Source organism: Streptomyces sp. WMMB 322, from assembly GCF_900090145.1.
Lineage (GTDB): Bacteria > Actinomycetota > Actinomycetes > Streptomycetales > Streptomycetaceae > Streptomyces.
Map to the genome: position 1 here is coordinate 520,950 of NZ_FMHI01000002.1, position 11,481 is coordinate 532,430.

Genomic DNA, 11,481 nt, shown 5'->3' on the forward strand with positions numbered 1-11,481 from the left:
GGCGGACCAGTGATCACGGACCGGCCGCGCCGGAAGCGTACGACGCGGAGGGTGCCCTGGTGGCGGGGTTTTGCCAGCCCGATAGAGAACGACACGAGTCGTACAGAGCCGTGTTCGCACGGTCATGGGAGCGGAGGACGCAGGGGCGCGGGGGACGGCGGCAGCAGCCCCGCCGTGCCGAGGACCGCCCTGACGGCCTCCGCGTCGTCGCCGCCGAACGCCTCGAAGGGTTGGGGCAGTTGGTTGTGCGCGATGACCCCCTGCAGCATCAGGGCGGTCTTGAAGGCGCCGACGCCCGCGCCCCACCCCGTGACCGACGTCGCGACGCGGGTGATCTCCATGAGGGCCGCGAGCCGGTCCTGTTCGCCGCGCACCGCCGTCCAGTCGCCCCGGCGGAAGGCCGCGTGCATGCGGACGTATCCGTCCGGGTCGACGTTCGCCAGGCCCGGCACGACACCGTCGGCGCCCGCGAGATACGCGCCGTCGACGACGGCCTCGTGCCCGGTGAAGAGGGTCAGCGGGCCGCCTTCGTCGCGGTTGCGCAGCGCCAGCCGCCGGAAGGCGACGTCGTCGCCGGAGGAGTCCTTCACCCCGGCGATCGCCCCGCTCAGCCCGAGCTCGACGAGCATGTCCGGGTCGAGCTTGGTGTGCACGCACGCCGGGATGTCGTACGCGTAGACGGGGACGTCCGCGCGCTCGCCGAGGATCTCGAAGTGGCGCCTGACCTGCGGTGCGTGGGTGGCGGCGTAGAAGGGCGCGGTCGCCACCACTCCCTCGGCACCGGCTTGCCGAGCGGCTTCGAGCTGACGCAGGACCCGGCCCGTCTGGGTGTCGATGACGCCCGCGAGGACCGGGACGCGGCCCGCCGTGACACGGACGGCCTCGCTGATGACCTGGGCACGCAACTCGTCGGTGCAGAACGCCGCTTCGCCCGTCGAGCCGAGCACGAACAGCCCGTCGACCCCGGCTTCGAGGAGCCGTCCGATCAGCCGCTCGAACGAGGGGACGTCGAGCGCGCGGTCCTCGGTCAGCGGCGTGACGAGAGGGGGCACGACGCCACCGGTGAGCGGCCCGCGCGGGGCCGCGGGATCTGCCGTGGCATCTGCTGCGGTGCCCGGCGCGGTGCCGGGCGCGGTACCTGCCGCGGTACCTGTGCCGGCTGTGCGGGAGTTCGCGGAGGGTGTCATGACGTCATGCCTTCCCGGCCGGAGCCGGCAGGCGCGGCCGGCGCCGGAGCGCGCGGGACGATGTCGAGGGCGTCCGTCTCCCACACGTGCGCGGGCGCGAGTGCGCGCTGCGCGCGGAGCGGTGCGTTCACCGCCACGAGGACGATCACCACCGCCGTCAGGCCGAAGGAAAGCACCGCGAGCGCCGTCCCCAGCGGCATCGTCCGCGCCAGCCCCGCGCCGAGCACGGGTGCCACCGCGCCGCCCAGCGCCCCCGCGTTGTATGCGAAGCCGAGGCCCGCAGCCCGCTGTTCCACCGCGAAGTAGCCGCCGATCCACTTCGGCAGCAGCCCCGAGATGCCCTGCCCGAAGGCCTGCTGGAGGAAGAGAAGCGTACCGAGCAGCAGCAGCGACCCGCTCCCGGCGAGGAAGACCGGGAAGACGAGCACCTGCGAGACGACGAGGCTCGTCCAGTACGCCCTGCGCGTCCCGAAACGGTCTCCGAGGAAGCCGCCGAGCACGCAGCCGGCGGCGGCGCCGAAGCCCGAGAAGAACAGCAGGTCGGCGACGTTCCCTGCCGCGAGCCCGAGGTCCGTCTTGAGGTATGTCGGCAGCAGGGCCTGGATCGGCCACGAGTACAGGAACGCCGTGAACACGACGAACATCAGCGTGACTCCCGTGGGCCATCTGCGTCCCGAGAACTGGACCATGAAGCAGACGAAGACCGCGGTGATCACCACGGCGAGTCCCGTGACCGGCAGCGCGCCGCGGACGAGGCCGGCGAAGACGAGCAGCAGCGCGACGAAGGCGACGAGCGTGAGCGCGATGTTCGCTGCGTTGCTCCGTGCACGCTTGCCCCGGTAGAGGGTGCGGAACATGTCGGGCGTCCCCCGCGCTCCGGCCCTGTGTGCGTCACGTGCTCGCTGCCAGTCGCCGGACTCGGGCAGCGAGCGGCGCAGCCACAGCGCGACGACGATCGGCAGGAGGCCGACGGCGAACAGGGCCCGCCACCCCCACTCGGGCACCACGAACCGGTAGACCTGGGCGCACAGCGCCGCCCCGATGGCGAACCCGCTGATCAGGAAGCCGGAGGCCTTGTTGCGCAAGTGCTCCGGCCACGACTCGATGACGTACGTCGAACTCGACCCGTACTCACCGGCCATCCCGAGGCCGATCAGCAGCCGTGCCGCGAAGAGCACCCAGTAGGCGGGGGCGACCGCGCACAGCGCCGAACCGGCGGAGAACAGCACGATGCTCACGACCATCGCGTTCCTGCGTCCGAAGCGGTCGGCGAGGGCCCCGAGGGCGAGGCCGCCGAACCACCGGGAGACGAACGCGGCGGAGACCAGCGCGGCGGCGGTCACGGACGACAGGCGGAACTCGTCGGTCACCTCGGTCAGTACGAGGGTGATGATCACGAAGTCGAAGCCGTCGAGCAGATATCCGAGCCAGGCGGCGGTGAAGGACCGCCACTGCGTGCCGGACAACTCCCGGTACCAGGCCGTCCGTTGTTCCCCGCCCTCGCTCCTGCCGGTCATGGCAGCCCCCGTCCGACGCAGGACATCAGATGTCTGATGTCCTGACGTTAGAGACCCGCTGCGGGCCCGGCAAGACCGCCCCGGTCCGTGCCGGGTCCGTGCCTCTTCCGGGTTTCTGCCGGCTCTCTGCCGGCTCTCTGCCGGGTCTCTGCCGGGTCGGTGGCCCTGCCGGGTCCGTGCTCCAGCCCGGTCACTGCCGGGGCCGCCCCGGTCTCTGCCCGGAACCGGATCCGTGGGGGGCCCATAGGATGTCCGATGTCGGGACGCACGCTCTCCGGGCGGCCGCGAGGGCCGCTCCTGACCTCGGAGGTCCGCCCTCGGATGCCGGCGAAGAAGCTGCCTGCGGAGCACGGTCCCGGCGACCACGGCCGCCACCGCGTCTCCCGGGAACCCGGCGGTCCGCGCGAGCCGGGCGGTCCGCGCGACCGGCGCGTCCTCCGCGGCCACGACCCGCGCGGCGCCCGCCCCGCCGAGCCGTCCGTGGTGGACCGCATCAAGGAGTACATCCTCCTCAACCGGCTCGCCCCGGGCGACCCGATGCCTACCGAGCACGAGCTGGGCGAGCAGCTCGCCGTGAGCAGGTCGCGCGTCCGCGAGGCGATGAAGACGCTCTCCGCCCTCGACATCGTGGAGGTGCGGCACGGCCACGGCACCTACGTCGGCCGGCTCGGACTCACGGCCATGGTCGAGTCACTGGCCTTCCGGGGGATGCTCGACGCACAGGACGACCAGGACGTCATGGCCGACCTGATCGACGTGCGCGAGCTGATCGAGACGAGCCTCGCCGAGGTCGTCGTCGAGCGGACGACACCCGAAGTAATGGCTGCGATGCGGCAGTTGACCGGGACGATGCACGAGAAGGCCGCGCGCGGCGAGGAATTCCCCGCGGAGGACCGGGAGTTCCACCTGCTGCTGATGCAGGCGACCGGGAACGCGCTCGCCGTCCAGCTCACCGGCGCCTTCTGGGACGTCCACGCCATCGCCCTCGGCTCGCTGCCCGGCGCGACCGACCTTGCCCAGACGGCCTCCGGGCACGTCGCCGTCCTCGACGCCATCGGCGCCGCTGACAGCGCGCTGCTGCGCGAGGCGATCGTCAGGCACTATGCGCCGATCCGGGAGCGCATCGGCCGCCGGAGCCCGCAGGGCGGCGCCACGGGGGAGTGAGGGCCGGGGGCCGGGCGCCGCCCCCGTCCGGTCCGGCACGAGCTGCGCTCCCCGGCGGTCGCTGCCGACCCGCCCGATGCAGCCCCTCCGGCACCGACCCTCCGGCGCCCACCCGCCGACGTCTGCGCCGGGGAGGGCCGGAACGCTCGCTCCCCGCCGCGCGAGTTCGGCCGGAACTCGCGCTCCGCGCCCGGCCGAAACGCTCGCTCCGCGCCCGGCCGGAACGCTCGCTCCCCGCCGCGCGAGTTCGGCCGGAACGCGCGCTCCGCGCCCGGCGGCCGGAGACGTCCCCGCCGCGCGAGGGCGGCACACCATCCGCCCGCTTCGTCACAGGACCCGTCCCCCTTCCCGCCCTTCTCCACGGGTCGCGGCGCCGTGCGCGGCCCGCGCGGTGTACTCCCTTGACAGCGGGCCCTGTTGGCTCGAACCTTCCGGCAACTCTCGTTCAGTGGGTCACTGGCCAGTCCATCCGGAGGAGCCGCCATGACCACGTCCACACCGGCAGGCGCGCCAGAGACGGTACGCACCCAGCGACGTCGCGCAGTGGTCGCCAGCACCGTCGGCACCGCCATCGAGTGGTACGACTTCTTCCTGTACGGCACCGCGGCCGCGCTGGTCTTCCCGCAGCTCTTCTTCCCCGGCCACTCCACCTACGTCGGCGTGCTGGCCTCCTTCGGCACGCAGTTCGTGGGCTTCGCCGCGCGCCCCATCGGTGCCGCGATATTCGGCCACTTCGGAGACCGTGTCGGCCGCAAGTCGACGCTGGTGATGACGCTCATGCTGATGGGCGTCAGCACCTTCCTCATCGGACTGCTGCCCACGTACGCGTCGATCGGCTTCGCCGCGCCGGTGCTCCTCGTCTTCCTCCGCATCATCCAGGGCATAGGCGTCGGCGGCGAGTGGGGCGGCTCGGTCCTGATGTCGATGGAGTGGGGCTCCAGGAAGCGCCGCGGGCTGATGGCGAGCTGGCCGCAGCTCGGCGTACCGCTGGGGCTGCTCGCGTCGACCGCCATGGTTCAGCTGATGAGTTCCGCCTCGGGTGACGGCTTCGAGAGCTGGGGCTGGCGCGTGCCGTTCCTGGCCAGCTTCGCGCTGATCGGTATCGGCATGTACGTGCGGCTGCGCGTGCTGGAGAGCCCCGCCTTCCGGGAGGTGAAGGAGGAACGGGAGGTCGTGCGCATGCCCGTGCTGAGGGTGCTGCGCGACCAGCCCCGCGAGGTCATCACGTCCGCCTTCGTGCGCCTGTCCGAGCAGGCGCCCTTCTACCTCTTCATCACCTTCGTCCTCACCTACGGCACGCAGAAGGTCGGCCTCTCCAAGGAGGAACTGCTCAACGACACCCTCATCGCCGCGGCCCTGGGCCTGGTGAGCGTCCCGCTGTGGGGGTACGTCTCCGACATCATCGGGCGGCGGCTGACGTACGGAATCGGCATCGCCTGCGTCGGGGTCTTCGCGTTCCCGTACTTCGCGATGCTCAACACCGGCAGCTCGGGACTCGTGATGGCCGCCATCGTGCTGTCGTTGTTCTTCCACGACATCCAGTACGGGCCGCAGGCCGCGCTGATCGCCGAGAGCTTCGGGGCGAACGTCCGCTACAGCGGCGCCGGCCTCGGCTACCAGCTCGCGTCTGTGATCGCGGGCGGCCCGGCGCCGCTCATCGCCGCGGCGATCCTCGAGCGGACCGACTCCAGCATCGGCATCAGCTGGTACATCGTCGCCTGCTGCGTGCTCGCCATGGGCGCCCTGATCCTCATGCCCCGCGGCACGGCCGAGCCCGGCACCGCGCTCGCGGAAGCCGGCACGGCCGACACGACCGGGAAGAGCGGGAAGAGCGACGCGGAGAAGACCGAAGCCTGATGGTGTGGAGATCGTGAGGAGTTCCGGGGGAGCGCGCGCGGAGCCCGTACGGGGCGTGCGGGCCGCCCGGCGTGTGCCTGAGCGCACCTTCGAGCGAGGCGACCGCCTGTCGACTGGCGGGGAAGAGCAGTGTAAACAGGGGCAATGGCAGGACCGCTGACACGTCTCCGGGCCCTGGCGGCCACGCCGGTCCCCGGCAGGCGCCGGCGGCGGCCGCTGCTGGGCGAGGGCAGCGTCGCGGGGCAGGTCTTCGTCCTGCAGGTCGTCGTTGTTCTGCTGCTCGTCGTCGCGGCCGTCGCGGCGCTGGTGCTCCAGGTGCGGCGCGACGGTACGCAGGCCGCCCGTGACAGGTCGCTCGCCGTCGCCGAGACCCTCGCGAACTCCCCGGGCACGGTCAGTGCGCTCCGCTCGTCCGATCCGAGCGCACAGCTCCAGCGGCCCGCCGAGGCTGCACGGAAACGTACCGGCGTCGACTTCGTCGTCGTGATGAACAAGCAGGGCATCCGCTACACGCACCCCATCCGGGACAGGATCGGGAAGAGGTTCGTCGGCACGATCGGGCCGGCGCTCGCCGGACGCGTGCAGGAGGAGACCATCGAGGGCACCATCGGCCGCATCGTGCAGGTCGTGGTGCCGGTGACCGGACACGACGGCGAGGTCGTCGGCCTCGTCTCCGCGGGGATCAAGATCGACAAGGTCAGCGGCGTGGTGAACCGGCAGCTGCCGATCCTTCTGTTCGCCGCGGCCGCCGCGCTCGCGCTCGCCACCGGCGGCACCGCCCTGGTCAGCCGCCGGCTGCGCAGGCAGACCCATGGCCTCGGCACGCTCGAGATGACGCGCATGTACGAGCACCACGACGCCGTGCTGCATTCCGTCCACGAGGGCGTGCTGATCGTCAGCAGCGAGGGCAGACTGCTGCTCGCCAACGACGAGGCGAGCCGGCTGCTGGGACTTCCGGACGACGCCCAGGGACGCGAAGTGCACGAGCTCGGCCTCGAGGCCCCCATGAGCGAACTGCTCCACCCGGGGCGCGTGGCCACGGACGAGGTGCTGCGCGCGGGCGACCGGCTTCTCGCCGTGAACAATCGTTCCACCGACCGCCACGGAGGGCCTCCCGGCTGGGTCGCCACCCTTCGTGACACCACCGAGCTGCGGCTCCTCTCCAGCAGGGTCGAAGTGGCCCGCAAACGCCTCCAGTTGCTCTACGACGCGAGTGGCGGCATCGGCACCACCCTCGATCTGCGGCGCACCGCCGAGGAGTTGGCGCAGGTCGCCGTCCCGCGCTTCGCGGACTTCGTCACGGTGGACCTGGCCGAGGACGTGCTGCGCGGCGACGAACCGGGCGGCGGCCGCCCGTCGATGCGGCGCACCGCCGTCCACGGCATCCGCGACGACCAGCCCCTCTATCCGCTCAAGGAACTGATCACCTTCGACCCGGTCTCGCCGCAGGGCCGCTGCTTCGAGAGCGGGCAGGCGGTGATCGAGCCCCGGCTGAGCGAGGCGGCCGGCTGGCGCGAGCACGACCCCGAACGCACCGAGAAGGTCCTCGAGTACGGCATCCACTCGCTCATCGCGGCGCCGCTCAGCGCCCGCGGGGTGCTGCTGGGCGTGGTCAACTTCTGGCGCTCGGAGAAGCCCGAGCCCTTCGAGGTCGACGACCTCTCCCTCGCAGCCGAACTGGCCGCCCGCGCCGCGGTGTCCATCGACAACGCGCGCCGCTACACCCGTGAGCACGGCATGGCCGTCGCGCTCCAGCGGAGTCTGCTGCCGCGCGCCCTTCCGGAGCACAGCGCCGTCGAGGTCGCCTCCCGGTATCTGCCGGCGCAGGCCGGGGTCGGCGGCGACTGGTTCGACGTCATCCCGCTGCCGGGCGCCCGCGTCGCGCTCGCCGTCGGGGACGTCGTCGGGCACGGCCTGCACGCGGCCGCGACCATGGGGCGGCTGCGCACCGCCGTGCACAACTTCTCCGCCCTCGACCTGCCGCCCGACGAAATCCTCGGCCACCTGGACGAGTTGGCGTCCCGCATCGATCAGGACGCGATCGAGGCGGGCGACGAGACGGCGATAACCGGCGCGACCTGCCTGTACGCGGTCTACGACCCGGTCGCCCGCACCTGCGTGATGGCCAGGGCGGGCCATCCGACGCCCGCGCTGGCACTTCCCGACGGCACCGTCGAGTTCCCCGACATACCGCCCGGACTGCCCCTCGGCATCGGCGGACTGCCCTTCGAGACGGCCGAGTTGCGGCTGCCGGAGGGCAGCAGGCTCGTCCTCTTCACCGACGGCCTCGTCGAGCGCCGCGACAAGGACATCGACGTCGGGTTCCGGCTCATTCGCGACGCCGTGGCGCACGCGGACCAGACGCCCGAGGAGAGCTGCGACGCGGTGCTCGACGCCCTCCTCCCCGACCGCCAGGGCGACGACATCGCGCTGCTCGTCGCCCGCACCAAGGTGCTGGACCCCGGCCGGGTCGCCGAGTGGGAGGTGGAGTCGGACCCTTCGGCCGTCTCCGGCGTGCGCACCGCCGTCTCCTCCCGGCTCGCCGAATGGGGCCTGGAGGAACAGGGCTTCACCACCGAGCTGATCCTCAGCGAACTGATCACCAACTCCATCCGGTACGCCTCGGGACCGGTCAGGGTGCGGCTGCTGCGCGACCGGGCCCTCATCTGCGAGGTGTCCGACCACAGCAGCACCTCGCCCCATCTGCGTTACGCCGCCACGACGGACGAGGGCGGACGGGGTCTCTTCCTCGTCGCCCAGTTCGCCGACAGGTGGGGCACCCGCTACACCAAGGACGGCAAGGTCATCTGGACGGAGCAGGCGCTGCCGGGGACGCCGTAGGACGCGCTCGGCTCACGCCCAACGGGACGACCGGGCGGGAGGGCCGGGGCGGGAGGACCGGGTGTCCGCGCCCGCCCGTCGCCCCCGGTCGGGGCGCGGGGGGAAGGTCAGCCCCGGCCGAGACCGAACGTCGTCCCAGGCCGAGTCCCCGTCGCGGCGGCCCCTCCTGCATCCCGCGGCGAGGCCACTCAGGACCCGGAGGACCCGGAGGACCCGGAGGGCCCGGAGGGCCCGAATTGGCCCAGGTGCGCGGCCAGTTCGCGGCGGGTGGCGATGCCGAGCTTCGCGTAGGCCTTCTGCAGATGGTTGTCGACGGTACGCACGGAGAGGGTCAGCGCCGCCGCTATCTCCTTGCTCGGCTCACCCGCCGCCGCCAGGGCCGCGATCTCCCGTTCCCTGTCGGTCAGGGGAGCCGCGGCCCGCACCGTGTCGAGCAGGAACGTCCGCGCCCCCTCGCAGTGCGCCTGTGCGATGGAGCCCGAGCGCACCGAGGCGGCCGTCGCCTGGCGTCTCTCACCGCGCCGCCGCCAGACGCCCGCGGCGGCGGCTGCGGCCTCGGCCGCCGGAAGATGAGCACCGAGTGCCTCCAACTCCTCCGACACCGACAGGAGTTCATTCGGGTCGCCCGCGGCGAGCGATGCGGCCAGCCGCGCCCGCACCGCCGCGAGTTCGCCGTCGCACCGCGCCGTGATCCCGCTCAGGCGTGCGGCCACCGCGTCCGCGCCGCCCAGGCGCGCTACGTCCGTCAGCAGCAGCCCCTCGGAGGCGACGTGACCGGTCGCGCGCGCCGCGTCCGCCGCGTTCATCAGCACATCCCGTGCCCTGCTGAAGTGGCCTCCGGCCGCCAGCAGCCAAGCCTGACCGAGTTGTTCCTCCCCGACGGAGAAGTAGCCGGGGGCCCCGCCCGACAGACCGTCCAGCTCCGTGAGGGCGTTCCCCGCCGCCTCGGTGTCGCCGAGCACGGCCGCGCAGGCGGCGAGGCCGCTCAGTGCGAAGCGCAGCAGCTTCACCTGGTGTTCGCGGCGGGCGAGCGCGGCCAGTTCGGCGTACATGCGACGTGCTGTCGCGGGATGTCCGGCGAGCCACTGCGTACGTGCGCTCAGCAGCGCCGGGAAGATCCTCAACAGCGGGCTGTGCAGGGCGAGATCGGCGCTGACGCTCTCGCAGAGCGCCCCGGCCTCCTCCAGCCGTCCGTCCTCCGCGAGCGCGAGGACCATGGTCCCCTGCTGCACGGCCGGATGCGCGGGGCGTGCCTCCTCGTCCGTCAGCACGTGTGCGGCGTGGGCGCGTTCGGCCCAGTCGACGGCCTCCTTGACCCGTCCCACGAAGGCGAGCCCGAGGGTTCTCACCGCCGCTCCGCACAGCCACATCCGTCGGTCGAGCGCCTGGTCGGCGTGGGGTTCGAGCCGGTCCAGCAGCTCCAGCCCGGTGACGGGCTCACCGCTGGCCAGCCTGATGAACCCCTCGTTGACGAGCAGCGGTCCGCGCAGCAGACCGCTGGACGCGGCGCTGCGCGCGGCCTCGTTGACCTCGAGGATCTCGGCGAGAGGCGTGTTGCTCACCAGCAGGTTCGTCGTCCTCGTCACGGTGATCGCGATGCGTTCCGCCTCGTCGCTCGCGGACTCGGCCGCCTGCGCGAGTACGGCGTCGGCGAGATCCCAGCTGCCCGTGATGAAGTACGCCTCGCCCAGCATGAGCCGCGTCCCGGTGTCGTGGTGCGACTCCGGCAGCGCGTTGAGGAAGGCGAGGGTCCGCGGGTGGTCGTGCGCGTAGTGCGCGAGACGGGCGGCCCGCAGCAGCAGAGCCGGATCGGCCTTGCCGGTGGCGTCGAGCCGCCATGTCGCGATGCGCAGCGCGTCGCCGCGTCTTCGCGCGCCGAAAGCCTCGATCCTGTCGGCCTGTTCGAGCTGGATGGCCCTGTGCCGCAGCGCCGGCACACCGGTGCGCAGGACCTCCTCGTAGAGCGGGTGCGCCAGTGAGACGCGCGTGCGGCGCCCGTCGGTGCCGAACCGGATGAGGCCCTTGCGTTCGAGTTCCGTCAGCACGTGCTGCGGTGCGTCCGGCTCCAGAGCCGCCAGGGGCAGCGAGCCGCAGCAGGCGAGGAGTTCGAGCGCGTCACGGCCGGGGCCGTCGACGGCGTCGACCTTCACCCGGATCAGCTCGGCCAGGCGCAGCGTCGTCCAGTCGGCGCGGGGGACGGCCTCCCACACCTCGCCGTCGCTGGTGAGGGTTTCGTTCTCCAGTGCTCCCCGTACCAGTTCGCGCAGGAAGAGCACGTTCCCGCCGGACACTTCGTGCAGGTCCCGCACCGTGCTGCGGGCGACAGGCCCGCCGAGCACCTGCTGGAGCAGTCCTTCGGTGCGCCGGAGGTCGAACGCGTCCAGCCCGACGTGGAGGATCGTCTCCCCCGACGTCAGCGCCTGCACGGCCTCGGTGGCGTGCTCCCCGGTGCGGATCGTCGCGATGAGCGTGATGACGCCGGCGTCCATCAGCTGGCGCAGCAGCATCGCTGACGTCGCGTCGAGCAGATGGATGTCGTCGACGAACACCGCGTGCCGCTCCCGCGGATCGCGGCCGCCCCGGATCGCCTCCGCCACCGCGGCGAACCCCCGCACCGGGTCGGAGAGGTCCACCCCCGTCGGCAGAAGGTGCGCGATCGCGCCGAGAGGGACGGCCGCGGCCGCGTTGCTCGCCACGGCCCGCCCGGTGCGGAAACCGGCCCGCGACGCCACGGCCAGACACTCCTCGGCCAGGCGCGACTTGCCCACGCCGGCCCGGCCGAAGACGATGAGCCCGGAGTACCCGCTCCCGGTGAGCGCGCCCGTGAGTTTGCTCAGCTCCCCGTCCCGCCCGTACAGGGGCCATCCCGCCACCGACGCCGGCACACGAGAGTCCTCCATGCCGCAACTCTACGC

6 protein-coding genes are annotated in these 11,481 nt (G+C 72.5%); 3 read left to right on the forward strand and 3 right to left on the reverse strand.

What is annotated here, in order from left to right:
• Positions 1-122 precede the first annotated feature (122 nt).
• Together H180DRAFT_RS05850 and H180DRAFT_RS05855 are read right to left on the reverse strand one after the other, a co-directional pair.
• Positions 123-1,187 (reverse strand): dihydrodipicolinate synthase family protein, encoded by a 1,065-nt coding sequence (locus tag H180DRAFT_RS05850; RefSeq protein ID WP_079099864.1) that lies wholly within the window; start codon positions 1,185-1,187, stop codon positions 123-125.
• Positions 1,184-2,704, reverse strand: coding sequence for an MFS transporter (locus H180DRAFT_RS05855; RefSeq protein WP_055484864.1), 1,521 nt, complete (start codon positions 2,702-2,704; stop codon positions 1,184-1,186). Before H180DRAFT_RS05855 ends, H180DRAFT_RS05850 begins: the two co-directional genes overlap by 4 nt.
• A 321-nt stretch (positions 2,705-3,025) precedes the next feature.
• Here H180DRAFT_RS05855 and H180DRAFT_RS05860 point away from each other — a divergent pair, with 321 nt between their 5' ends.
• The 3 genes from H180DRAFT_RS05860 (at position 3,026) to H180DRAFT_RS05870 (ending at position 8,566) form a co-directional block, all read left to right on the forward strand.
• Complete coding sequence (locus tag H180DRAFT_RS05860) at positions 3,026-3,868, forward strand: FadR/GntR family transcriptional regulator (RefSeq protein ID WP_079099865.1); 843 nt, start codon at positions 3,026-3,028, stop codon at positions 3,866-3,868.
• A 483-nt stretch (positions 3,869-4,351) separates the two neighbouring features.
• On the forward strand, positions 4,352-5,725 hold the full coding sequence (locus H180DRAFT_RS05865) for an MFS transporter (protein WP_079099866.1): 1,374 nt from the start codon (positions 4,352-4,354) through the stop codon (positions 5,723-5,725).
• A gap of 144 nt (positions 5,726-5,869) precedes the next feature.
• A complete protein-coding gene (locus H180DRAFT_RS05870) occupies positions 5,870-8,566 on the forward strand; it encodes a SpoIIE family protein phosphatase (protein ID WP_074466639.1) in 2,697 nt (898 codons plus the stop codon).
• A 188-nt stretch (positions 8,567-8,754) separates the two neighbouring features.
• Here H180DRAFT_RS05870 and H180DRAFT_RS05875 read toward each other — a convergent pair whose 3' ends face one another.
• A complete protein-coding gene (locus H180DRAFT_RS05875) occupies positions 8,755-11,466 on the reverse strand; it encodes a helix-turn-helix transcriptional regulator (RefSeq protein ID WP_074466640.1) in 2,712 nt (903 codons plus the stop codon).
• Positions 11,467-11,481 lie beyond the last annotated feature (15 nt).

Excerpts from the sequence above, each read along its gene's own strand:
- H180DRAFT_RS05860 (WP_079099865.1), top strand. The coding sequence starts at position 3,026 with ATGCCGGCGAAGAAGCTGCCTGCGGAGCACGGTCCCGGCGACCACGGC.
- H180DRAFT_RS05875 (WP_074466640.1), bottom strand. The coding sequence starts at position 11,466 with ATGGAGGACTCTCGTGTGCCGGCGTCGGTGGCGGGATGGCCCCTGTAC.
- H180DRAFT_RS05855 (WP_055484864.1), bottom strand. The coding sequence starts at position 2,704 with ATGACCGGCAGGAGCGAGGGCGGGGAACAACGGACGGCCTGGTACCGG.
- H180DRAFT_RS05865 (WP_079099866.1), top strand. The coding sequence starts at position 4,352 with ATGACCACGTCCACACCGGCAGGCGCGCCAGAGACGGTACGCACCCAG.
- H180DRAFT_RS05850 (WP_079099864.1), bottom strand. The coding sequence starts at position 1,187 with ATGACACCCTCCGCGAACTCCCGCACAGCCGGCACAGGTACCGCGGCA.
- H180DRAFT_RS05870 (WP_074466639.1), top strand. The coding sequence starts at position 5,870 with ATGGCAGGACCGCTGACACGTCTCCGGGCCCTGGCGGCCACGCCGGTC.